At 61.4% G+C, this 24,509-nt stretch carries 17 protein-coding genes; 7 read left to right on the forward strand and 10 right to left on the reverse strand.

The features are described 5' to 3' along the window. Positions 1–111: 111 nt before the first annotated feature. The 7 genes from AACV02_RS21505 to AACV02_RS21535 all read right to left on the reverse strand — a co-directional run bounded on the left by AACV02_RS21505 (position 112) and on the right by AACV02_RS21535 (position 8,495). Positions 112–1,593, reverse strand: coding sequence for a mannitol dehydrogenase family protein (locus tag AACV02_RS21505; RefSeq protein ID WP_119741890.1), 1,482 nt, complete (start codon positions 1,591–1,593; stop codon positions 112–114). A 16-nt stretch (positions 1,594–1,609) separates the two neighbouring features. Beyond that, entirely contained in the window at positions 1,610–2,713 is a 1,104-nt protein-coding gene (locus AACV02_RS21510) for an ABC transporter ATP-binding protein (RefSeq protein ID WP_106577880.1), read from the reverse strand. A 37-nt stretch (positions 2,714–2,750) separates the two neighbouring features. Then, the gene (locus AACV02_RS21515) at positions 2,751–3,581 is read right to left on the reverse strand and encodes a carbohydrate ABC transporter permease (RefSeq protein WP_016968929.1); all 831 of its coding nucleotides are present in this window, start codon (positions 3,579–3,581) and stop codon (positions 2,751–2,753) included. Between the two features lie 10 nt (positions 3,582–3,591). Continuing rightward, positions 3,592–4,518, reverse strand: a complete 927-nt coding sequence (locus tag AACV02_RS21520) for a carbohydrate ABC transporter permease (RefSeq protein WP_106577881.1) — start codon at positions 4,516–4,518, stop codon at positions 3,592–3,594. A gap of 208 nt (positions 4,519–4,726) precedes the next feature. After that, positions 4,727–6,010, reverse strand: a complete 1,284-nt coding sequence (locus tag AACV02_RS21525; RefSeq protein WP_371924143.1) for an ABC transporter substrate-binding protein — start codon at positions 6,008–6,010, stop codon at positions 4,727–4,729. Positions 6,011–6,227: 217 nt separating this feature from the next. Next, on the reverse strand, positions 6,228–7,133 hold the full coding sequence (locus AACV02_RS21530) for an AraC family transcriptional regulator (RefSeq protein WP_119741892.1): 906 nt from the start codon (positions 7,131–7,133) through the stop codon (positions 6,228–6,230). A 72-nt stretch (positions 7,134–7,205) separates the two neighbouring features. Further along, positions 7,206–8,495 (reverse strand): glycosyltransferase, encoded by a 1,290-nt coding sequence (locus AACV02_RS21535; RefSeq protein ID WP_119741894.1) that lies wholly within the window; start codon positions 8,493–8,495, stop codon positions 7,206–7,208. A gap of 171 nt (positions 8,496–8,666) precedes the next feature. Between AACV02_RS21535 and tpx the strand changes: the two genes are divergently transcribed. The 7 genes from tpx (at position 8,667) to AACV02_RS21570 (ending at position 21,512) form a co-directional block, all read left to right on the forward strand. Beyond that, positions 8,667–9,167 carry a thiol peroxidase gene (gene tpx / locus AACV02_RS21540; RefSeq protein ID WP_106577885.1) on the forward strand — a complete coding sequence of 167 codons (501 nt, stop codon included), beginning with the start codon at positions 8,667–8,669 and terminating at the stop codon, positions 9,165–9,167. A 229-nt stretch (positions 9,168–9,396) separates the two neighbouring features. Continuing rightward, positions 9,397–10,701, forward strand: coding sequence for an MdtA/MuxA family multidrug efflux RND transporter periplasmic adaptor subunit (locus AACV02_RS21545; RefSeq protein WP_119741896.1), 1,305 nt, complete (start codon positions 9,397–9,399; stop codon positions 10,699–10,701). Beyond that, positions 10,698–13,799 (forward strand): MdtB/MuxB family multidrug efflux RND transporter permease subunit, encoded by a 3,102-nt coding sequence (locus AACV02_RS21550; protein ID WP_106577887.1) that lies wholly within the window; start codon positions 10,698–10,700, stop codon positions 13,797–13,799. The genes AACV02_RS21545 and AACV02_RS21550 overlap by 4 nt, the downstream gene beginning before the upstream one ends. Next, positions 13,796–16,903 (forward strand): efflux RND transporter permease subunit, encoded by a 3,108-nt coding sequence (locus tag AACV02_RS21555; RefSeq protein WP_119741899.1) that lies wholly within the window; start codon positions 13,796–13,798, stop codon positions 16,901–16,903. Before AACV02_RS21550 ends, AACV02_RS21555 begins: the two co-directional genes overlap by 4 nt. Next, positions 16,900–18,369, forward strand: a complete 1,470-nt coding sequence (locus AACV02_RS21560; RefSeq protein WP_106577889.1) for an efflux transporter outer membrane subunit — start codon at positions 16,900–16,902, stop codon at positions 18,367–18,369. Before AACV02_RS21555 ends, AACV02_RS21560 begins: the two co-directional genes overlap by 4 nt. Before the next feature lie 245 nt (positions 18,370–18,614). After that, entirely contained in the window at positions 18,615–20,711 is a 2,097-nt protein-coding gene (locus tag AACV02_RS21565) for a putative bifunctional diguanylate cyclase/phosphodiesterase (RefSeq protein WP_119741901.1), read from the forward strand. 54 nt (positions 20,712–20,765) lie between these two features. Continuing rightward, positions 20,766–21,512, forward strand: a complete 747-nt coding sequence (locus AACV02_RS21570; protein ID WP_106577891.1) for an SDR family oxidoreductase — start codon at positions 20,766–20,768, stop codon at positions 21,510–21,512. Positions 21,513–21,569: 57 nt separating this feature from the next. On the opposite strand, the gene AACV02_RS21575 is transcribed toward AACV02_RS21570, so the two are convergent. From AACV02_RS21575 to mapR, 3 genes are all read right to left on the reverse strand, one after another. Next, positions 21,570–22,265, reverse strand: coding sequence for a tetratricopeptide repeat protein (locus AACV02_RS21575; protein WP_119741903.1), 696 nt, complete (start codon positions 22,263–22,265; stop codon positions 21,570–21,572). A gap of 6 nt (positions 22,266–22,271) precedes the next feature. Then, positions 22,272–22,928, reverse strand: a complete 657-nt coding sequence (locus tag AACV02_RS21580) for a hypothetical protein (RefSeq protein ID WP_256680542.1) — start codon at positions 22,926–22,928, stop codon at positions 22,272–22,274. Positions 22,929–23,031: 103 nt separating this feature from the next. Further along, a complete protein-coding gene (gene mapR, locus AACV02_RS21585; protein ID WP_106577894.1) occupies positions 23,032–24,441 on the reverse strand; it encodes a GntR family transcriptional regulator MpaR in 1,410 nt (469 codons plus the stop codon). Between the last annotated feature and the right edge of the window lie 68 nt (positions 24,442–24,509).

Raw genomic sequence — 24,509 nt, forward strand, 5'->3', positions numbered from 1 at the left:
GGATTGAAAACCCGATCAAATGTGGGAGGGGGCTTGCCCCCGAAAGCAGTGGGTCAGTGAAGGGTATTTGACTGATACACCGCCATCGGGGGCAAGCCCCCTCCCACATTGTTAAGCCGATTTCTTCAAGAGGTTTTGCAGGGTTTGGGTAACGCCCTTGTCGCGCAGGCTTGCATAGCACCGCTCAAACGCTGCCACAAACTCGGGAGAATTGGGAATAGCCTTGCCGAAAATCTCCTCCACACCCAACAACCGCTGGCTGATCAGCGCATCATCACTCACCAAATCCTGGCAAAACTGCGCACGCGGATCCGGGATCGTGTAGCTCACCCCATTCTCATCCACACCTTTCAAATACAGCGCCCAGGCCGCGACCACCAGCGCCGCGCGGTCAGTCTCACGCCCATCGGCAATCAAGCGATTGATCGTGGGCACGGTGAACTTGGGAAACTTCGACGAGCCGTCCGAACACACCCGCTCCAACTGGTCGGCAATCGCCTGATTGGAGAAGCGATCCACCAGTGTCTGCTTGTACTCGGTCAGGTCGATGCCCGGCACCGGCGCCAGGTTTGGCGTGACGTCCAGGTCCATATAGGCGCGCATGTAAGCGACAAACACCGGGTCGTTCATGGTCTCGTGCACAAACCGGTAACCCTTGAGAAAACCCAGGTACGTCAGGGCCAGGTGGCTGCCATTGAGCAGGCCAATCTTCATCTCTTCGTAGGGCGTGACGTCATCGGTGAACTGTACGCCGACCTTTTCCCAGGCCGGGCGTCCATTGACGAACTTGTCTTCCAGCACCCACTGCACGAATGGTTCGCACACCACCGGCCAGGCATCGTCGATGCCATGCTCGTCATGCAGCTGCAAGCGGTGGGCGGTGCTGGTCATCGGCGTGATGCGGTCGACCATGGCGTTCGGGAAGCTCACGTTGGCCTTGATCCAGTCGTGCAGCTCGGCGTTGTGCAGGGCGGCGAAGGCCAGCAGCGCTTTGCGCGTGACGGCGCCGTTGTGCGGCAGGTTATCGCAGGACATGACGGTAAACGCCGGCACACCGGCCGCGCGGCGTTGGGTAAGCGCCGCGCAGATAAAGCCGAACACGGTTTTCGGCGATTTGGGGTGCGCCAGGTCATGCTGGATCTGCGGCAAGTGGGCCATGAACTCGCCGTTGCTGTCGTCGATGCAGTAGCCGCCTTCGGTGATGGTCAATGAAACGATGCGAATCTGCGGGTCGGCGAGCTTTTCGATCAACGCCTGGGCGCCGTCTTCGGCCAGCAGCATGTCGCTGATCGAGCCGATCACGCGCACTTCGGTGTCGTCGGTGTCGCCCAGTTCATACAGGGTGAACAGGTAATCCTGGCCAGCCAGGTCATCGCGAGCCTTGCGGTCTTCGGCGCGCAGGCCGACCCCGCAGATACTCCAGTCAAGGCCCTCGCCCGTGTTCATCAAGGCATCGGTGTAATACGCCTGGTGCGCGCGGTGGAAACCGCCGACGCCGATATGCGCGATGCCCTGCGTGGTGCTGGCAATCGCATAGGACGGGATCTTCACTTGCGGCGCCAGTTGGGTCAGGTTCTGCTTATTCAGTTTCATCACAAATCTCGCGAAATCAGGCGGCAGCGCGCAGTGGACGGGCCACGGCCACGCCGTCGGTGTCGAACAGATGGCAGTGCGCCGGGTCCAGGTGCAGGTGCAGGGTCTCGCCATACTGGCTGGCCATGTCGCCACGAATCCGCATGGTCAGCGGCTCGCCGTTGGCGGTGATCACGTGGCAGAAGGTGTCGCTGCCCAGGCGTTCGCCGACGTCGGCGGTGACGGTCAGCGTGGTTTGGCCGGGCGAGGCGATTTCCAGATGCTCCGGACGAATGCCCAAGGTCACCGCGCTGCCGACGCTCAGGGTGGCGCCGCTCAATGGCAGGCTGATGGTGGTGCCGGCGTCCAGTTGCACCTCGCAGCCCTGGCCTTCGACCCGGGTGACCTTGCCCTTGAGAAAGCCCATTTTCGGCGTGCCCAGAAAGCCTGCCACAAACAGGTTGGCCGGCTGGTGGTACAGCTCCAGCGGCGAGCCGACTTGTTCAATGCGGCCGCTGTTGAGCACCACCACTTTGTCGGCCAGCGTCATGGCTTCGACCTGGTCGTGGGTCACGTAAATCATGGTCGCCTGCAGCTCTTTATGCAGGCGCGCCAGTTCCAGGCGCATCTGCACGCGCAGGGCGGCGTCGAGGTTGGACAGCGGTTCATCGAACAGGAAGATCTTCGGGTTACGCACAATCGCGCGGCCGATGGCCACACGCTGACGCTGGCCGCCGGACAACTGTTTGGGCTTGCGCTCCAGCAGCGGGCCGAGCTCGAGAATGCGCGCCGCTTCGCTGACCTTGCTTTCCACCAGCTTCTTGTCGACGCCGGCCAGGTCCAGGGCAAACGACATGTTCTTGCGCACGCTCATGTGCGGGTACAGCGCGTAGGTCTGGAACACCATCGCCAGGTCGCGCTTGGCCGGGGTGACTTCGGTGATGTCGCGGCCATCCAGCTCGATGGTGCCTTCGGTGACTTCTTCCAGGCCCGCGATCAAACGCAGCAGGGTGGATTTGCCGCAGCCCGACGGGCCAACGAACACGACGAATTCCTTGTCGTTCACTTCCAGGTCGATGCCCTTGATGATGGAAAAGCCTTCGAAGCCTTTTTGCAGATTCTTGATTTTCAGGTTGGCCATGGGATGGGCCTCCACTTGGAATTTTTATAAGAAACCGTTACTTGACGGCGCCGAAGGACAAACCGCGCACCAGCTGTTTCTGGCTGATCCAGCCGAAAATCAGGATCGGCGCACAGGCCAGGGTCGACACGGCGGACAATTTGGCCCAGAACAAGCCTTCGGGGCTGGAGTAGGAGGCGATCAGCGCAGTCAGCGGTGCGGCATTCGAGGAGGTCAGGTTCAACGACCAGAACGCCTCGTTCCAGCACAGGATCAGCGACAGCAATACCGTGGAAGCCAGGCCGCCCTTGGCAATCGGCAGCAGCACGCGGACCATTTCCTGCCACAGCGTGGCGCCATCCAGGCGCGCGGCTTCGAGGATGTCCTTGGGGATGTCTTTGAAGTAGGTGTAAACCATCCACACCACAATCGGCAGGTTGATCAGGGTGTAGATGATGATCAGCGCGATGCGCGTGTCCAGCAGGCCAAAGCTCTTGGCCAGCAGGTAGATCGGCATCAGCACGCCCACCGGCGGCAGCATCTTGGTGGACAACATCCACAGCAGCGTGCCCTTGGTGCGCTGGGTTTCGTAGAACGCCATGGAGTAGGCGGCCGGTACCGAAATCAGCAGGCACAAGGCCGTGGCGCTGAACGAAATCACCACTGAGTTCCAGGCGTAGGCGAAGTAGTTGCTGCGCTCGTTGATGTGCAGGTAATTCTCCAGCGTCGGCGTGAAGATGAACTGCGGCGGGGTGGCGAACGCGTCGATTTCGGTCTTGAAGCTGGTCAGCACCATCCAGAAGATCGGGAAGAAAATCAGGATCGCGATGGCCCAGGCCAGGGTGCCGAGCAGCAGGCTTTGCAGGCGGCGGGATTGTTGAAGCGTCATGGCGCGGCCCTCAAGGCTTGTCAGTCAGGTTTTTGCCGATCATCCGCACCAGGATGATCGCCGCGATGTTGGCGATGACCACGGCAATCAAGCCGCCGGCCGAGGCCATGCCCACGTCGAACTGCACCAGCGCCTGGTTGTAGATCAGGTAGGCGAGGTTGGTCGAGGCGTAACCCGGACCACCGTTGGTGGTGGTGAAGATTTCGGCAAACACCGAGAGCAGGAAGATGGTTTCGATCATCACCACCACGGCAATCGGGCGCGCCAGGTGGGGCAGGGTCAGGTGCCAGAAGATCGCGATGGCGCCGGCACCGTCCAGGCGTGCGGCTTCCTTTTGTTCCTGGTCCAGGGACTGCATGGCGGTCATCAGCAGCAGGATGGCGAAGGGCAGCCATTGCCACGACACGATGATGATGATCGACAGCAACGGGTAGTGTGCCAGCCAGTCCACGGGCTCGGCGCCGAACAGCTTCCACACGGCGGCGAGAATCCCCGACACCGGGTGAAAAATCAGGTTCTTCCAGATCAGCGCACCGACGGTGGGCATGATGAAGAACGGTGAAATCAACATCACCCGCACCACGCCGCGGCCGAAAAACTCACTGGCCTCGAGCAGGGCGCTGATCAACACGCCGAACACCACGCTGATCAACAGCACGCTGCCCACCAGCAGCAAGGTATTGGTGGCGCCGGGCAGGAAGCCCGAATCGGTGATGAAGTAGGTGAAGTTTTCCAGGCCCACGAATTGGTTTTCGCCGGGGTAGAGCAGGTTGTAGCGAATCAGCGAAAAGTACAGGGTCATGCCCAGCGGCACGATCATCCACAGCAGCAGCAAGGCCACCGAGGGGCTGACAAGGAACCAGCCGGGGTTGGCCAGGCGGCTTTTGCGCGGCTTTTCAGGCGCGGCGGTTTGCACTTTGGCAGTGGTGGTATTCATAGGATCAGAACCAGTCAGGTACATGCAAAACTAGAGTCGAAGCGCGGGCAATGTGGGCGCTGGCTTGTGTGGGAGCTGGCTTGCCTGCGATGGCATCAACTCGGTTTAAACAGAAAGACCGAGGTGTCTGTATCGCAGGCAAGCCAGCTCCCACATGAAAGCAGCGCCTACATAAAGCCGTTCCCACATTGACAGGGATAAACCCGGCTTATTTGGGATAGCCCGCCCGCTTCATTTCACGCTCGGTGGTGGTCTGCGCGGCGGTCAAGGCTTGATCCACCGTTTGCTGACCGGTCAGCGCGCCCGAGAAGAACTTGCCGACCTGGGTACCAATGGCCTGGAATTCAGGAATGGTCACCAACTGGATACCGATATACGGCACCGGCTTGAGGGTCGGTTTGGTCGGGTCGGCGACTTTCAGCGATTCCAGCGTTACCTTGGCAAACGGCGCGGCCTTCATGTATTCGTCGCTGTAGGTCGACTTGCGCGTGCCTGGCGGTACGTTGGCAATGCCGTCGGTCTTGGCCACGAGCTGGCTGTATTCCTTGGACGTTGCCCAACTGGTGAAGACCTTGGCGGCGTCCTTGGCTTTGGAGCTGGTGGGAATCGCCAGGCTCCAGGAGTACAGCCACGACGTGCCCTTGTCGGTCGTCTCGTGCGGGGCAAAGGTGAAGCCCACGTGATCGGAGACCTTGCTCTGAGTCTTGTCGGTGACAAACGAGCCGGCCACGCTGGCATCGACCCAAATCGCGCACTTGCCGCTGTTGAACAGCGCCAGGTTTTCGTTGAAACCGTTGCTGGATGCACCCGGCGGGCCGGATTTCTTCATGTTGTCGACGTAGAAGTTCAGCGCGTCCTTCCACTCGGGACCGTTGAATTCGGGTTGCCACTTCTCATCGAACCAGCGCGCGCCGTAGCCGTTGGCCAGGGTCGTGATCAGCGCCATGTTCTCACCCCAACCGGCTTTGCCGCGCAGGCACAGGCCGTACTGTTCTTTGGTCTTGTCGGTGAGTTTGGCCGCGAACTCGCCGATCTGGGTCCAGGTCGGGTGCTCGGGCATGGTCAGCCCGGCGTCCTTGAACAGGTCGGTGCGGTAGTAGGTGATCGAGCTTTCGGCGTAGAACGGCAGGGCGTACAGCGAGCCCTTGACGGACAAACCGTCACGCACTGAAGGGAAAACATCGTCGAGGTCGTAGGACGCCGGCAGATCTTTCATCGGCTCCAGCCAGCCCTTGGCGCCCCAGAGTGCGGCTTCGTACATGCCAATGGTCAACACGTCGAACTGTCCGCCCTGGGTGGCGATGTCGGTGGTCAGGCGTTGGCGCAGCACGTTTTCTTCGAGCACCACCCAGTTCAACTTGATGTCCGGATGCTCGGTTTCGAAGGTCTTCGAGAGTTTTTGCATGCGGATCATGTCGCTGTTGTTGACGGTGGCAATGGTCAGGGTTTGCGCGCCAAAACTGACGGCGCTGAGGGTCATGCATACAGTCATGCAAGAACAGGCAAGCAGCGTTTTTGCTGTGAACTTCATCGCGCACTCCATTTCTGCGCCCAGGGGCTACAGAAGGACAGTTATTGTTGTTGTGTCTTCCTACGAACAGTCAGGAAGAGTGTGCGTTGATTACAGCCTTCAAATGGGGTTATGACAAATCCTTGGGCGCACTTGGACTGATACTTTTTTGCACTCATCAGCCAGGTCGCTGAAACAGTTAAGCCAGGTTTTGTTCCGTCAGCCGCTGCACCGCCAGGCGTCGGTAGTGGGAGGGCGTCATGCCCTTGAGCTGCTGAAAGCGCCGATTGAAGTTGGAGATGTTGTTGAAACCCGACTCGAAGCACACGTCGGTCACGGCTTTATCGCCGTCTGCCAGCAATTCGCAGGACTTGCTGATGCGCAACCGGTTTACGAACTCGATAAACGTGCGCCCCGTGGCCTGTTTGAATACGCGGGAAAAATACGTCGGCTTCATCCCCAGGTATTCGGCGACTTCCTCCAGCGATAACTCGCGGGCGTAGTGGGCGAAAATGTAGTCCACCGCGCGGTTGGTGCGGTCGATGCTGTGCTCATCCGCCAGTTGCGGCGTGGTCACGCCAGACAATAATTGGTAGTGCTCACACGCACTCAGCACTTCCAGCAAGATAAAAAAGTGCCCCAGGCGCGCCATGCCCTGGGCGTCTTCGATGCGCTGCATCAACGTCATGGTCTGGGCGATGGTTTTTTTGCAGCGGAACTCGATGCCGTATTGTGCGCGCTCAAGCAACGGCGCGAGGCTCTTGAGCTCGGTAAAGATCTGACTGCCGCCCTCGAACAGCTCATCGGTAAAGTTGACCAGCATGTCGCGCTTGGGCACGACCTCGTCTTCCTCCACCTGGCTGATCCAGTTGTGGGGCAGGTTGGGGCCGGTGAGGAACAGGCTTTCCGGATAAAAATTGCCGATGTAATCGCCGATAAACACCTTGCCGGAGCTGGCGACAATCAAGTGCAGCTCGTATTCCTTGTGGAAATGCCAGCGCACCAGCGGGCACGGGAAGCCGTGTTGGCGATAGATGATGGACAGACCGTTGTGATCGTCCATCAGCTCGTAGGAAGGGTCGGTGATTCGCGTTGCTCGGGTCATGCTGCCGTCGCTTTATTGTGGTTGCTGCCAGGGATAATGCCCCCTTGCGCGCGACCTCGCTAGCCTCGATGGTTAGACGCTGCGGTTTTTGGCCTCGATCCACTGGGACATGTACTGCGTACTTTTATGCGCATGGTGGCGCAGCATGCTGCCGGTGAAATTGTCCCGGCGATGGGCCGCGAGCCGGAGGCGGCACTGCTCCAGGCATTGCACCAGCGCCGGGCCGTGCAGGGCCTGGTCGTAGCGGCGGGCAAGCAGGCGCCGGCCATCCTCCTGGGCCTGGGTCCACCGTTCGCGGTCCTGGTACAGCGCCACGGCGGCGGCAGCCAGGGCCGGCGCGCTGTGTTCGATCGCACCCGGCCACGGTTGCTCATCACCCATGCCTTCGGCACCGATGGGCGTGGTGACATTCGGCGTGCCGCAGAGCATTGCGTCCATCAGCTTGCCCTTGATCCCGGCGCCGAAGCGCAGCGGCGCCAGGCAGATACGCGCGGCGCTCATGACTTGCAGGGCGTCTTCGGCCCAGTTCATCACATGAAACCCCTGCGCCGGGTTGTGCAATGCCGTGGCCTTGGGCGGAGTGTAGGAACCGTAGATATGTAGCTGCGCGCCTGGTAATTGCTGACGGATCAGCGGCCACAGGCTGCTCTTCATCCACAACACCGCATCCCAGTTGGGCGCATGGCGGAAGTTGCCAATGCTCAGAAAGTGCGCGCGGTCCTCGAACGGTGCGAAAGGTTCGGTCGGCGGTTCCAGCATCAACGGGCACCCGTGGAGCAGGGCGGCGGGCACCTTGAACTGTTCGGTGAGCAGGCGGATTTCAACGTCGGAGATCACCAGGCTGATATCACAGCGGTAAATCGCCGCGATTTCGCGCTTGGCCAGGTCGGTGTCGGCCATCCGCCGGAATTCTTCCTTTAACGCTGGATTGAACAGCGCACTGAAGTCATCGCTCTCGGGATGGGCCTTGAGGTGGTCCTTGAAACGCTGGTGGCGAGCGTCACGCAGGCTTTGCAAATCGGACGTTTCCAGCACGCGCAGGGCGTCGGGGCAGCATTTCTCTACGCGCCAGCCGAATTGCTCTTCCATCATGAAGCGGTCGAACACCACGATATCCGGGGCCAGCTTGCGAATAAAATCATCGAAACTGCTGTTATTGAGTTCGATGGCGCATTCGGTGATGCCCAGCGCCGGCAAGTCGGCCTTGTGCTCGCCCACAGTTGCCGGGCTGCTGAACGTGATGTCCAAGCCCTGGTCCAGGAAGCTCTGCAATATCTGCATCATGTGCCCGCCGGCGGCCGAGGAGCGTGGTTCCGGCCAGACATAACCAATGACCAGGACTTTGGTGGCGGGCTGATTCATCAACAACGGATTCCTTGAAGGGCGGGCGAAAAGCGCGCAATTAAACCATAGCCGTTGTTAATCGGGCGCCCGCATGACAATTTACGCCCGGCCATAGGTAGCTTCGCCCGTTTGTGGTTAACTTCTGCGTCTCGAATTCGTTTCAATAAACCCAGCACAAGGATTCTCTTCATGGCTCAAGTCACCCATCGTGGTAACCCAATCAAGGTTGAAGGCGAGCTGCCGCAAACCGGTACCCAGGCCCCCGATTTCATCCTGACTGCCGGCGACCTGTCGGACGCAACCCTGGCCACATTCGCCGGCAAGCGCAAAGTACTCAACATCTTCCCAAGTGTTGACACCCCAACCTGCGCCACTTCGGTACGCAAGTTCAACGCTCAGGCCAACGACCTGAACAATGCCGTGGTGCTGTGCATTTCCAGCGACCTGCCGTTTGCCCAGGCCCGTTTCTGCGGCACTGAAGGCCTGGAAAACGTGAAGAACCTGTCGGATTTCCGCGACCCGGGCTTCGCCGTTGACTACGGTGTGTCGATTGTCGAAGGCGCGCTGCGCGGCCTGACCGCCCGTGCCGTTGTGGTACTGGACGAAAACAACAACGTGCTGCACAGCGAGTTGGTCAGCGAAATCGGCCAAGAGCCGAACTACGAAGCCGCCCTGGCTGTTTTGAAGTAACTGTTTCAGCGCATTACTGTCTTTTCGCAGTAACACGCTTGATAGATGATTGCGGCCTGGCCTAGTCCAGGCCGTTTTCATTTAGAGTCAGCGGCTTAGCTAAATAGCCCATAAACTAAGGCCAGAAGTTAAAAGTTGTAATCCAAGGTAAATAGCCGGTAAAGGCGCTTTTCTTAATGCGCCTCAGTGCTTATCTTTCAGCCTCCCAAAGTAGAAGCTCTCGCGCCCAATGGTTGATCACTCCATGCAATCCTCCCCCCGCAACTCCCGCCGCTGGCTGTTCGGCCTGCTCGTGCTGCTGGTTATCGCCGTCCTGTGCTGGAAGTTCTGGCCCGGCAGCCACAAGGATGCCGGCGAGAAAAAACCGGCCGGGCATGCCGGCAAGTCGGGGATGATGCGCCCGGGCTTCGGGGGTTCCACCGGCCCGATTCCCGTGCGCGTGGCGCCGGCGGTGCTGGGTGAGTTCCCGGTGTACTACAAGGCATTGGGCACGGTCACCGCGCTCAATACCATTAACGTACGCAGCCGGGTGGGCGGTGAGCTGGTGAAGATTGCCTTTGAAGAAGGGCAGATGGTCAAGGCTGGCGACCTGCTGGCGGAAATCGACCCGCGCAGCTACCAGAATGCCTTGCTGCAGGCCCAGGGCACGCTGTTGCAGAACCAGGCGCAGTTGAAAAACGCCCAGGTTGATGTCCAGCGTTACCGCGACCTGTATGCCCAGGACAGTATCGCCAAGCAGACCCTGGACACCGCTGAAGCGCTGGTCCTGCAATATCAGGGCACGGTCAAGACCAACCAGGGCGCAGTGGACGACGCCAAGCTCAACCTCGAATTCACCAAGATCCGCGCGCCTATCGGTGGCCGTGTGGGCTTGCGCCAGGTCGACGTGGGCAACCTGGTGGCGGCCAACGACACGACCTACCTGGCGGTGATCACCCAGACGCAGCCGATCAGTGTGGTCTTCACCCTGCCGGAAAACACCCTGGACACCGTCCTTGCCCGTTACCACGCCGGCAACAAGCTGCCGGTGGAGGCCTGGGACCGTGGCGACGCCAAAAAACAGGCCGTGGGTGTGCTGCAAAGCCTGGACAACCAGATCGACGTGACCACCGGTACCCTGAAATTCAAGGGCCGTTTCGATAACAAGGACCAGGCGCTGTTCCCCAACCAGTTCGTCAACGTGCACCTGCTCGCCGACACCCTGCACAACGTGGTGCTGGCGCCGTCTGCCGCGATTCAGTTTGGCAACAACGGCACCTTCGTCTACAAGCTCGACGGCGACAAGAAGGTCAAGGTCCAGCCACTGGTGGTCGGCGATACCGATGGCGACAACACCGTGATCAAGGAAGGCCTGGCGGCCGGCGACCGTGTGGTGATGGAAGGCACCGACCGCTTGAAGGATGGCAGCGAAATCGAAGTGGTCAACGACAGCAGCGACGTGCCGACCACCCCGACCGAGCACCTGCAAGGCAAGCCTGCGGCAAAAGGGGAGACCGGCGCTAACGCCGGCAAGGCGCAAAAGGTCGGTTCATGAACCTGTCGCGGCTGTTTATCCTTCGCCCGGTTGCCACCACGCTGAGCATGCTGGCCATTGTCCTGGCCGGCATCATTTCCTATCGCTTGCTGCCGGTGTCGGCCTTGCCCCAGGTGGATTACCCGACCATCCGGGTGATGACCCTGTACCCCGGCGCCAGCCCCGATGTGATGACCAGCGCCGTCACCGCGCCGCTTGAGCGCCAGTTCGGGCAAATGCCCGGCCTGACCCAAATGGCGTCCACCAGCTCGGGCGGTGCGTCGGTGCTGACCTTGCGTTTCAACCTCGACATCAATATGGATGTCGCCGAGCAACAGGTGCAGGCCGCGATCAACGCCGCGACCAACCTGCTGCCCAAGGATTTGCCGGCACCGCCGGTGTACAACAAGGTCAACCCCGCGGACACCCCGGTGCTGACCCTGGCGATTACCTCCAAGACCATGCTGCTGCCCAAGCTCAACGACTTGGTGGATACGCGCATGGCGCAAAAAATTGCCCAGATCAGTGGCGTCGGCATGGTCAGCATCGCCGGCGGCCAACGCCAGGCCGTGCGCATCAAGGTCAACCCCGAGGCCCTGGCCGCCAATGGCTTGAACCTGTCGGACGTGCGCACGCTGATCGCCGCGTCCAACGTCAACCAGCCTAAAGGCAACTTCGACGGCCCGACGCGGGTGTCGATGCTGGACGCCAACGACCAGTTGGTCTCGCCCCAGCAATACGCCGAATTGATCCTGGCCTACAACAATGGCGCACCCCTGCGCCTCAAGGATGTGGCACAGATCGTCGACGGCGCCGAAAACGAGCGCCTTGCCGCCTGGGCCAACGAAAACCAGGCCGTGCTGCTGAATATCCAGCGCCAGCCGGGCGCCAACGTGATTGAGGTCGTCGACCGTATCAAGGCGTTGCTGCCGAGCATCACCGACAACCTGCCGGCCGGCCTGGACGTGACGGTGCTCACCGACCGTACCCAGACCATCCGCGCCTCGGTCACCGATGTGCAACATGAATTGCTGATCGCCATTGCCTTGGTGGTGATGGTGACGTTTCTGTTTTTACGCCGTGTCAGCGCCACGATCATTCCGTCCATCGCCGTGCCGCTGTCGCTGATCGGCACCTTTGGCGTGATGTACCTGGCCGGCTTCTCCGTCAACAACCTCACGCTGATGGCCCTGACCATCGCCACCGGTTTTGTGGTGGACGATGCCATCGTGATGCTGGAGAACATCTCGCGCTATATCGAAGAGGGCGAGACGCCGCTCAATGCTGCGCTCAAGGGCGCCAAGCAGATCGGCTTCACCCTGATTTCCCTGACCCTGTCGCTGATCGCGGTGTTGATCCCGCTGTTGTTCATGGCTGACGTGGTGGGGCGGCTGTTCCGCGAGTTCGCGATCACCCTGGCGGTGGCGATCCTGATTTCCCTGGTGGTCTCGCTGACGCTGACGCCGATGATGTGCGCGCGGCTGCTCAAGCGCGAACCCAAGGAAGAAGAACAGGGCCGTTTCTACAAGGCCAGCGGCGCCTGGATCGACTGGCTGATCGAAGCCTACGGGCGCAAGTTGCAGTGGGTGCTCAGGCACCAGCCGCTGACCTTGCTGGTGGCCATCGCCACCCTGGGCCTGACGGTGGTGCTGTACCTGGTGGTGCCCAAGGGCTTCTTCCCGGTGCAGGACACCGGGGTCATCCAGGGTATTTCCGAAGCGCCGCAGTCGATTTCGTTTGCCGCGATGAGCCAGCGCCAGCAAGAGCTGGCCAAGGTGATCCTGGCTGATCCAGCGGTGGAAAGCCTGTCGTCCTATATTGGTGTGGATGGCGATAACGCCACCCTCAACAGCGGGCGCCTGTTGATCAACCTCAAGGCGCACGGCCAGCGCGACTTGAGTGCGGCCCAGGTGATCACACGGCTGCAGCCGGAAATCGACAAGCTGGTGGGCATTCGCCTGTTCATGCAGCCGGTGCAGGACCTGACGATCGAAGACCGCGTCAGCCGTACCCAGTATCAATTCAGCATGTCGTCGCCCGACGCCGACCTGCTGGCGCTGTGGAGCGACAAGCTGGTACACGCCCTCAGCCAGTTGCCGGAACTTACCGACGTCGCCAGCGACCTGCAGGACAAAGGCCTGCAGGTGTTCCTGGTGATCGACCGCGACGCCGCTTCGCGCCTGGGCGTCAGCGTATCGACCATCACCGACGCACTGTACGACGCCTTCGGCCAGCGGCAGATTTCCACCATTTATACGCAGGCCAGCCAGTACCGCGTGGTCTTGCAGGCCCAATCCGGTGAAACCCTCGGCCCGGCGGCGCTGAACCAGATCCACGTGAAGACCGCCGACGGCGGCCAGGTGCGCCTGTCGAGCCTGGCCCACGTGGAGCAGCGCCAGGCGCAGTTGGCGATCGCGCACATCGGCCAGTTCCCGGCGGTGATGATGTCGTTCAACCTGGCCCCCGGCGTCGCGCTGGGCAAAGGTGTGGAGCTGATCAACCAGACCCAGAAAGACATTGGCATGCCAGTGGGGGTGCAGACCCAGTTCCAAGGCGCGGCCCAGGCCTTCGAAGCGTCGCTGTCGAGCACCTTGCTGCTGATCCTGGCGGCGGTGGTCACCATGTACATCGTGCTGGGCGTGCTCTACGAGAGCTACATCCACCCGATCACGATCCTTTCGACCTTGCCGTCGGCAGCGGTGGGGGCCTTGCTGGCATTGCTGCTCAGCGGCAATGACCTGGGCATGATCGCGATCATCGGCATCATCCTGCTGATCGGTATCGTGAAAAAGAACGCGATCATGATGATCGACTTCGCCCTCGACGCCGAGCGTAACCAGGGCCTGGACCCGCAGACCGCGATCTACCAGGCGGCGCTGCTGCGTTTCCGGCCGATCCTGATGACCACCCTGGCCGCCCTGTTCGGTGCGGTGCCGTTGATGCTCGCCACCGGCTCCGGCGCCGAGCTGCGCCAGCCCCTGGGCCTGGTGATGGTCGGCGGCTTGCTGGTGAGCCAGGTATTGACCCTGTTCACCACGCCGGTGATCTACCTGTACTTCGACCGCCTTGGCCGCCGCTGGCGCAAAGAGCCGCAAAGCCTGGAGCCGGTTGAGTCATGAACCTGTCCGGACCGTTCATTCGCCGGCCGGTAGCGACCATGCTGCTGAGCCTGGCGATCATGTTGCTCGGCGGCGTCAGCTTCAACTTGCTGCCGGTGTCGCCGTTGCCGCAGATCGACTTCCCGGTGATCGTGGTCTCGGCCAGTTTGCCCGGGGCCAGCCCCGAGGTGATGGCGTCCACCGTGGCCACGCCGCTGGAGCGCTCGTTCGGCGCGATTGCCGGCATCACCACCATGAGCAGTTCGTCGAGCCAGGGCTCGACGCGGGTAATCCTCGCCTTTGACTCCGACCGGGATATCAACGGCGCGGCGCGCGAAGTGCAGGCGGCCATCAACGCTTCGCGCAACCTGCTGCCCAGCGGTATGCGCAGCATGCCGACCTACAAGAAGATCAACCCGTCCCAGGCGCCGATCATGGTGCTGTCGCTGACCTCCGACGTGCTGCAAAAGGGCGAGTTGTACGACCTGGCCTCGACCATTCTTTCGCAAAGCCTGTCGCAGGTGCCGGGTGTGGGTGAAGTGCAGATCGGCGGCAGCTCCCTGCCGGCGGTGCGCATCGAGCTGGAACCCAAGGCCCTCGACCAGTACGGCGTGGCCCTGGATGACGTGCGCAACACCATCGCCAATGCCAACCAGCGCCGGCCCAAGGGCTCGCTGGAAGACAGCGAGCGCAACTGGCAGATCCAGGCCAACGACCAACTGGAAAAGGCCAAGGATTACGAGCCGCTGCTGATTCGCTACCAGAACGGCGCGGCCTTGCGCCTGGGCGACGTGGCAAAAATCAGCGACGGTGTGGAAGACCGCTACAACAGCGGCTTTTTCAACAATGATTCGGCGGTGCTGCTGGTGATCAACCGCCAGTCCGGCGCCAACATCATCGAGACGGTGCGGCAGATCAAGGCCCAGCTGCCGGCGTTGCAGGCGGTGTTGCCGTCCAGCGTCAAGCTCAACCTGGCCATGGACCGTTCCCCGGTGATCACCGCGACCCTGCATGAAGCCGAGATGACCTTGCTGATTGCCGTGGCCCTGGTGGTGCTGGTGGTGTACCTGTTCCTGGGCAATTTCCGTGCTTCATTGATCCCGACCCTGGCGGTGCCGGTGTCGTTGGTGGGCACCTTTGCGGTGATGTACCTGTTCGGCTTCTCGCTGAACAACTTTTCGTTGATGGCGCTGATTCTGGCCACGGGCCTGGTGGTGGACGATGCCATCGTGGTGCTGGAGAACATTTCCCGGCATATCGACGATGGCGTGCCGCCGATGAAGGCGGCGTATCTGGGCGCGCAGGAAGTCGGCTTCACCTTGTTGTCGATGAACGTGTCGCTGGTGGCGGTGTTCCTGTCCATCCTGTTTATGGGCGGTATCGTCACCAACCTGTTCCGAGAGTTTTCCATCACCTTGTCGGCGGCGATCATCGTCTCGCTGATCGTCTCGCTGACCTTGACCCCGATGCTCTGCGCGCGTTGGCTCAAACCGCACATCAAGGGGCATATGAGCGGTTTGCAGCGCTGGAGCCACAGGATCAACGAGCGCATGGTGGCGGTGTATGCCACCAGCCTGGACTGGGTACTGCGTCACCGACGCCTGACTCTGCTGAGCCTGTTGCTTACCGTGGGCGTGAACATCGCGCTGTACGTGGTGGTGCCGAAAACCTTTATGCCGCAGCAGGACACCGGTCAGTTGATCGGCTTTGTGCGCGGCGACGACGGGCTGTCGTTCAACGTGATGCAGCCGAAGATGGAGACCTTTCGCAAGGCGGTCCTCAAGGACCCGGCGGTGCTCAGCGTGGCCGGCTTTATCGGCGGCAACAACGGCACCAACAACGCGGTGATGCTGGTGCGCCTCAAGCCTATCGCCGAGCGCAAGATCTCGGCCCAGGCGGTGATCGAGCGTATTCGCAAGGAAGTACCGCTGGTGCCGGGCGGTCGCTTGTTCCTGATGGCCGACCAGGACCTGCAATTTGGCGGCAGTCGCGACCAGACCAGCGCGCAGTATTCCTACATCCTGCAAAGTGGTGACCTGGCCGCGTTGCGCCTGTGGTACCCGAAAGTGGTCGCCGCGTTGCGCGAGCTGCCGGAGCTGACCGCCATCGACGCCCGTGAAGGCCGTGGTGCAGCGCAGGTAACGCTGGTGGTCGACCGTGACCAGGCCAAGCGCTTGGGCATCGACATGAGCATGGTCACGGCGGTGCTGAACAATGCCTACAGCCAACGGCAGATTTCCACCATCTACGACAGCCTCAACCAGTACCAGGTGGTGATGGAGGTCAACCCGAAATACGCCCAGGACCCGATCACCCTGAACCAGATGCAGGTGATCACCTCCACCGGTGCGCGGGTGCCGTTATCGACCATTGCCCATTACGAGAACAGCCTGGCCGACGACCGGGTCAGCCACGAAGGCCAGTTCGCCTCGGAAAACATCGCGTTTGATATGTCGCCCGGGGTAACGGTGGAGCAGGGCACGGCCGCCATCGAGCGCGCGATTGCCAAGGTCGGCTTGCCCGAAGACGTGATCGCCAAGATGGCCGGCACCGCCGACGCGTTTGCGGCGACCCAGAAGGGCCAGCCGTTCATGATCCTCGGCGCGCTGGTGGCGGTTTATCTGGTGTTGGGCATTCTGTATGAAAGCTACATTCACCCGCTGACCATCCTCTCGACCTTGCCGTCGGCCGGTGTCGGCGCGTTGCTCTCGATCTACCTGCTGGGCGGCGAGTTCAGCCTGATCTCACTGCTGGGCTTGTTCCTGTTGATCGGGGTGGTGAAGAAGAACGCGATCCTGATGATCGACCTGGCCCTTCAGCTGGAGCGCCATGACGGCATGAGCCCGTTGGAATCGATCCGCAGTGCCTGCCTGTTGCGCCTGCGCCCGATCCTGATGACCACGCTGGCCGCCATCCTCGGCGCCTTGCCATTGCTGCTCGGCTCCGGCGATGGCGCGGAAATGCGCCAGCCGCTGGGCCTGACGATTATCGGCGGCCTGGTGTTCAGCCAGATCCTGACCCTTTACACCACCCCAGTGGTTTACCTCTATCTTGACCGCGCGCGCCATCGCTTCAACGCCTGGCGCGGCGTGCGTACCGATGCTGCCTTGGACACTGCGCTATGAGCGATTCAACCTTGACCCAATTGGCCATGAGCATGCCCCGTGGTTTGCGCGTTGCCAGCCTCCTGCTGTGCGGCGCATTGCTCAGCGCTTGCGCCATCGGGCCTGACTACAAACGCCCGGATGTCATCGAGCCGGTGCAGTTCAAAGAAGCCCAGGGCTGGAGCCAGGCCACGCCCAGCGATTCGCTGGCGCGGGGCGCCTGGTGGGAGCTGTACGGCGACCGCCAGCTGAATGACCTGGTGACGCGCCTGAACAACGCCAACCAGACCGTGGCCCAGGCCGAAGCACGTTTCCGTCAGGCCCAGGCCCAGGTGCGCAGCGCGCGCGGTGCGTTCTTTCCAACGGTGGACCTGAGTGCCGGAAAAACCCGCGCGAGCCAGGGTACCGGCAGCAGTAACGCCAGCCTGAGCAGTTCCAGCAGCGGTATCCGCGACACCCTCAACGCGCAACTGGGCGTGAGTTGGGAAGCGGATGTGTGGGGCAAATTGCGCCGCGGTCTGGAAGCCAATGAAGCCACGGCCGAGGCCAGCTCGGCGGATTTGGCGGCGATGCGCTTGAGCCAGCAATCGGAGCTGGTGCAGGACTACTTGCAACTGCGTGTCATGGATGAACAGACGCGGTTGTTGCAAGCCACGCTGGACACTTATCAGCGTTCGCTGCAAATGACCGAAAACCAATACCGCGCCGGTGTGTCCGGCAAGGACGCGATCGCTCAGGCGCAAACTCAGCTCAAGACCACCCAGGCCAGCCTGATCGACTTGATCTGGCAGCGGGCCCAGTTGGAAAACGCCATCGCGGTGTTGATCGGCGAGGCACCGGCCAACTTCAACCTGGCGGTGAGCAAAGATATTCCAGCGTTGCCGCAGATTCCCGTGAGCCTGCCGTCGCAACTGTTGGAGCGCCGTCCGGACATTGCCTCGGCTGAGCGCGCGGTGATCGCTGCAAACGCAAATATCGGTGTGGCCAAGGCGGCTTATTATCCGGATTTGACCTTGAGTCTGGCGGGCGGCTATTCCAGCAGCACCTACGCCGACTGGATCAGCTTGCCGAACCGCTTCTGGTCGGTGGGGCCGAAGTTGGCGATGACGTTGTTCGACGGTGGGCAGCGTTCGGCGGAGGTTGATCGCAGCGTGGCCTCGTATGACGAGACGGTAGCCAAGTATCGCCAGACGGTGCTGGATGGTTTTCGCGAGGTGGAAAACTACATGGTGCAGTTGAAGGTGCTGGAGGACGAGGCGGTCGTCAGCAATGAAGCGCTGGAAGCTGCGCGCGAATCGCTGCGGTTGACGCAGAATCAGTACAAGGCCGGGTTGATTGCGTATCTGGATGTCGTCACGGTGCAGGCTACGGCCCTGAGCAATGAGCGGACTGTACTGACGTTGTTGCAGACGCGGTTGGTGGCCAGTGTGCAGTTGATTGCGGCGCTGGGCGGTGGATGGGATGGGCAGGTAGCGTTCAAGGAGTGATTGAGCAACTGTCCGTTGCTGCCATCTGCAGGTGGGAGGCGGCAAGCCCCTCCCGGAGCCGAAGACGTCGATACAGACGCAACTTCAACCCCCGAGCACCGCAATGTTAAGCCAGTAGATTGACGTCAAAACGCCACTAGTGGCCCCATGATAATTAATCAACGCGCCCCTAATTATTCTCGCTACAATCGCCCGCTTTGCCACTTGGCACGGGCGCTCCAGGCCCGTCAGTTCTGAGAAATTCCATGCTGATCGGTAGCTATTCCCCCTCCCTGGTCGTGATTTCCCTGTTCGTCGCGATCCTGGCGTCCTACACCGCGCTGGACCTTGCCGGCCGTCTTGCGACCGCCCGGGGCCGCGCCGCGTATGTATGGATGACGGGCGGCGCGTTGGCGATGGGCGTAGGCGTGTGGTCCATGCACTTTATCGGCATGTTGGCCTTGCGCCTGCCGTTTGCCCTCGGGTTTGACCTGGGCATTACCGCGCTGTCCCTGCTGATCGCCGTGTTGTCCAGCGGCTTTGCCTTATGGCTGGTCAGCCAGCCACGCCTGCCGGTGTGGCAACTGGCGTTCGGTGCGCTGATCATGGGCGCGGGCATCAGCAGCATGCACTACACCGGCATGGCCGCGATGCGCATGACGCCGGGCATCGACTACGACCCGACCCTGTTCGGCGCCTCATTGTTGATCGCGGTCGTCGCGTCCGGCGCTGCGCTGTGGATCGCCTTCAACTTGCGTCGCAGCACGCCTTACGTACGCCTGGCACGCGGTGGCGCAGCCGTGGTGATGGGCATTGCAATCGTGGGCATGCACTACACCGGCATGGCCGCCGCGCGCTTTGATGACAACAGCTTCTGCGGCGCCGCACTGACGGGCCTGAGCGGCAAGGGCCTGGACAACCTGGTGCTGGTGACCACGCTGGCGGTGTTGATCATCGCGTTGCTGACTTCGTTGCTTGACGCTCGCCTGGAGGCGCGCACCGCCGTACTCGCCGACTCCCTGACCCTGGCCAACCAGGAACTGACGCACCTGGCCCTGCACGACATGCTCACCGGCCTGCCCAATCGCACGTTGCTCGCCGACCGTATCCAGCAAGCCATTCAGGCGGTGAAGGAGCAGGGCGGTTGTTTTGCCCTGATGTTTATCGACCTGGATGGGTTCAAACCGGTCAACGACGCGTTTGGTCACCACATGGGTGACCAGTTGTTGCGCGAGGTGGGCCTGCGCTTGCGCGAAGACCTGCGCGGCCATGACACGTTGGCCCGTATCGGCGGGGATGAGTTTGTGTTGCTGGTGCAATTGACGCAGCCGGACGACGCCGTTGGCCTCGCCGAACGTCAGGTCGGCCTGATCAACCGTGCCTTCAAGGTTGCCGAGCATGAACTGAAAATCTCCGCCAGCATCGGTATCGCGCTGTTTCCGGGCAATGGCAGCAACCCGCAAGAGTTGTTGATGAACGCCGACGCCGCCATGTACCACGCCAAGGGCATGGGCAAGAACGGCTACAGTTTCTTCGATGTGTCGATGAACACCAACGCACGCAAGCAGTTGCAGTTATTGCAGGACCTGCGCAACGCCCTCGAGCACGAGCAATTTTGTCTGTATTACCAGCCCAAGTTCGATGCGGTGAGCGGCATCCCGGTCGGCGCCGAAGCCTTGCTGCGCTGGGAGCATCCGCAGCAGGGGCTGTTGTTGCCTGCGACGTTTATCGACCTGGCGGAAAAGACCGGTTTGATTATTCCTATCGGCGAGTGGGTATTGAACGAAGCCTGTCGTCAGATGCGTCTGTGGTATGCGCAGGGCTATGAAGACTGGCGCATTGCGGTAAACCTCTCGGCCTTGCAGTTTTGCCATGCCGGGCTGGTCAAGAGTGTTGCCGCAGCCCTGGACCGTCACCAGTTGCCGGCCAATAGCCTGACCCTGGAAATTACCGAAACCACTGCCATGAGTGACGCCGACGCGAGCATGACGGTGTTGCAGCAGTTGTCGGACATGGGCGTTGATCTGTCTATCGATGACTTCGGCACCGGCTATTCGAGCCTGATGTACCTCAAGCGTCTGCCCGCCAATGAGCTGAAGATCGATCGCGGGTTTGTCCGCGACCTGGAACACGACAGCGACGATGCCGCCATCGTTTCGGCCATCGTCGCCCTCGGTCAGGCCCTGGGGCTGCGGATTGTCGCCGAGGGCGTGGAGACCGATGTGCAGCAGAGTTTCCTCACCCGCCTGGGGTGCAACTCGCTGCAAGGCTATCTGCTGGGGCATCCCTTGCCGGCTGACGGTTTCATGGCTGACATCCAGCGTGCCGAAGAGGCGGTAGCGCCTGACAAAAGCCGTGCGTGACGAGTATTCTTGGCCCCAACCCTAAACATCAGGTTGAGTCAGGAGACCGCACGCATGGACAAAGTCGTCATCATCACTGGGGGCAGCCGCGGCATCGGCGCCGAGACGGCATTGCTGGCCGCTCGCGAGGGTTACCGCATCTGCATCAACTATCAGTCCGACGAAAACGCCGCCCATAGCGTGCTCGAACAGGTTCGCGCCCTCGGCGCCCAGGCGATTGCAGTGCGTGCGGATGTCAGCATCGAAGATGAAGTGGTCGCGCTGTTCAGTCGCGTGGATGCCGAGCTGGGCCGCGTCACCGCGCTGGTGAACAACGCCGGCACCGTGGGGCATAAGTCGCGGGTCGACGAGATGTCCGAATTCCGCATCCTCAAGATCATGAAGACCAACGTGCTCGGGCCGATTCTGTGCGCCAAGCATGCGGTGCTGCGCATGTCGCCAAGGCATGGCGGGCAGGGTGGCAGTATCGTCAACGTGTCGTCAGTGGCGGCGCGCCTGGGTTCGCCGGGTGAATACGTCGACTATGCCGCCTCCAAGGGAGCACTGGACACCTTCACGCTGGGGCTGTCGAAAGAAGTTGCCGGTGAAGGGATCCGCGTTAACGCCGTGCGGCCCGGCTATATCTTTACCGACTTCCACGCCCTGAGTGGCGACCCGGACCGGGTCAGCAAACTTGAATCCGGCATTCCGATGGCCCGTGGCGGGCGCCCGGACGAAGTGGCCGAGGCGATTATCTGGTTGCTGTCGGACAAGGCCTCGTACACCACCGGCACCTTCCTGGACCTGGGCGGCGGTCGCTGATCACCGCTGTTGGCCGGCTGTTGAGTGAGGCACCCAAGGGGCGCCTCACGGTGACGTTCAGGGCAGCTTGATCTGATACGCCGCCAACTGGGCCTTGTGTTGCGCCTCCACCGAGCTTGGGTCGACGCGTTTGGCAAACTGGTTCAAGTCGCGTCGAGCGTTTTCCTTGTCGCCCAGCCGGTCATAGGCCAGCGCTCGCTGGTAGTAGGCCCACGCGTAGTCAGGCTGCTTGATCAGTCCGGCGCTGTAGGATTCGGCGGCTTCGCGGTACTGGCCGAGGTCGTAGAGCGCCAGGCCCAAATGATAGAACGTCGGCATGTTGAACCCGGCGCCTTTGCCATTCTCACCCAGGCCGGCATCCAGATTGGACTGCACCAGTTCGAGGGCTTTTTGCGGGTTGCCATTGAGGCGGTACAGGTAGCTCAGCTCCAGGATCGCGCGCGGTTCTGGGTGCGGGTTGGTGGCGATGGATTTTTCGCGTGCGCTGATGGCTTGCGGATACTGCTTGAGGTTTGTGTAGGCCACTGACTGCAACAGGTACACGGTGCTCTTGATTTTGGGCGGCAGGGTGTTCTTCGTCAGGCACAGCTCTGACTCTTGAATCACCTGCTGATTTTGCTCGGCTCTCATGGCCTTGCTGGTGTTGACGCAATGCTGCAGGTTGAGTTCGGCGGGGGTTGGCTGGTGCGCGCAACCGGTGACAACTGCGGCAACGGCCAGCAGGGCGAAACCACGAATAGAGGCGTTAGGCATGCTTGGTCAGTCCAGCAGATTGGCGTTGAGGTCGGGGCGATAGACTTGCAGCAGGGCAGGCGTGACGGTGCCTTGCAAGGAGCAGAAGATCTTCGTACGCCCCTCGGTCGGACCTTTTTCCAGGCTCAGCGTACGCTCTACAAAGCCAAAGGGCGTGGCCACGCCCGGTCCCGCCAAACCTTCGGTGCGCCATTGGCCGATCGGGTCGCCTACCCGGCGAATATCGGCGCGGCTGACACTGCCTCGTTCTGCTACCAGGCGTGCGTGGTCGGCGACCAAAGGCTTGAGGTGCTCGGCAACATCGCTCACCGAACCTTCGGCGACGAATCCCCAGAACAGCAAATTGCCGACATTGGGCAGCGACATGGCTTCATTGTGATACCCCACAAGGCGCACGCCGTTGACCATCAGCGGTTGCTCAAAGGCCTGATAGCGACCACCTTCCTGCAGTGGGTTCATGACCACTGGAGCGCTGACGTTGCCCTGTTTGGCCACGCGCAGGGTGCCGGCGGGCAGGGAAGCGGTGTTGAGGGTTTCGAAAAAGCGTGCGTCACAGCGGGAGAAATCGCTGAACAGCTGATCAGGGGTGGCGGCAGTGGTTTGGCCCAGGGCCTGGCTGGCAAGCGCCAGCAAGCAAAGGGCGGATAACAGTGGGCGAAGCATCGGCGTCATCCATGAGCGTTGAGGGGCGGCGAGTGTAACAAGGCTGAAACGTCTTCGCTAACCGGAGGGGCGTTGCCCGACGGTCTGGCTGCGGCGAGCCTGTTCAAAACGAGCGCACGATCCGCCCCAGCGTTTCCATTGCTTTCTCCGACGCCTCGGTCCACGGGCTGCCGTAATTCAAGCGGATGCAATTTCTGAAGCGCTGGGTCGCCGAGAAAATCGGCCCCGGCGCAATGCTGATGCCTTGGGCCAGGGCCATCTGGAATAACTTCAGCGAGTCGGTTTGCTCCGGCAGTTCGAGCCACAAAAAATACCCGCCAGCCGGCTGGCTGACCCGTGTCTGGGCCGGGAAATAGCGGGCGATGGCCGCCAGCATCGCGCTTTGCTGTTCTTCCAGGGCATAGCGCAACTTGCGCAAATGGCGGTCATAGCCACCGTGCTGCAGGTAGTCGGCAATCGCCGCCTGCGCCGGCATTGATGGGCACAACGAGGTCATCAGCTTCAAGCGCTCGACCTTCTGCGCATAGCGCCCGGCAGCCACCCAGCCAACGCGGTAACCCGGGGCCAGGCTTTTGGCAAAGGAGCCGCAGTGCATCACCAGGCCTTCGGTGTCGAAGGCCTTGGCCGGTTTGGGCGCTTGTTGCCCGTAATACAACTCGGCGTACACGTCGTCTTCGATCAGCGGCACTTGGTGACTGCGCAGCAGTTCCACCAACGCCTGCTTTTTGGCCTCCGGCAGGGTTGCGCCCATCGGGTTCTGGAAGCTGGTCATGGTCCAGCAGGCCTTGATCGGGTAGCGCTCAAGGCTTTGCGCCAAGGCGTTGAGGTCGATGCCGTCGCGTGGGTGCACCGGAATTTCCACGGCCTTGAGCTTCAGACGTTCGAGCACCTGCAGGCAGGCATAAAACGCCGGCGCTTCGATGGCTACCAGATCGCCCGGCTCGGTCACGGCCTGCAGGCACAGGTTCAGGGCTTCGAGCGCGCCGTTGGTGATCAGCAACTCTTCCATCGGCAGCATCAGGCCGCCGACCATGTAACGCAGGGCAATTTGCCTGCGCAGCTGCGGGTTGCCCGGTGACATGTCGGTCACGACCAGGCGTGGGTCCATTTCGCGGCTGGCACTGGCCAGCGAACGTGCCAGGCGTGGCAAAGGGAACAGCATCGGGCTGGGAAAGGCCGAACCGAAGGGGACGGTGTTGGGGTCTTTGATGGAGTCCAGTACCGAAAACACCAGTTCACTCACATCGACTTCGGTGGATTCGTGCACATGCTCGCTCACCACCGGCTCGGAAAACGGGCTCGGTGCATGGGTGTTGACGAAGTAACCGGAACGCGGCCGCGCGCGGATCAGCCCACGGCGTTCGAGCAGGTAATACGCCTGGAACACCGTGGACGGGCTGACGCCGTAGGTCTGGCTCGCATAGCGCACCGACGGCACGCGCTGGCCGGGCCCGAGCACGCCGGAGCGGATCAGTTCTGCGATGTCATCGGCGAATTTTTCGTAGCGTTTCATGAAGACCTTAAAAACAGTTTTCTCATTATGAACACAGGGCAAACAGTGGCTGGGGGCCTGTGTCGGTT

Origin of the sequence: Pseudomonas sp. Larv2_ips, assembly GCF_963879675.1 — a bacterium.
In the GTDB taxonomy this organism is placed as follows: Bacteria; Pseudomonadota; Gammaproteobacteria; order Pseudomonadales; family Pseudomonadaceae; genus Aquipseudomonas.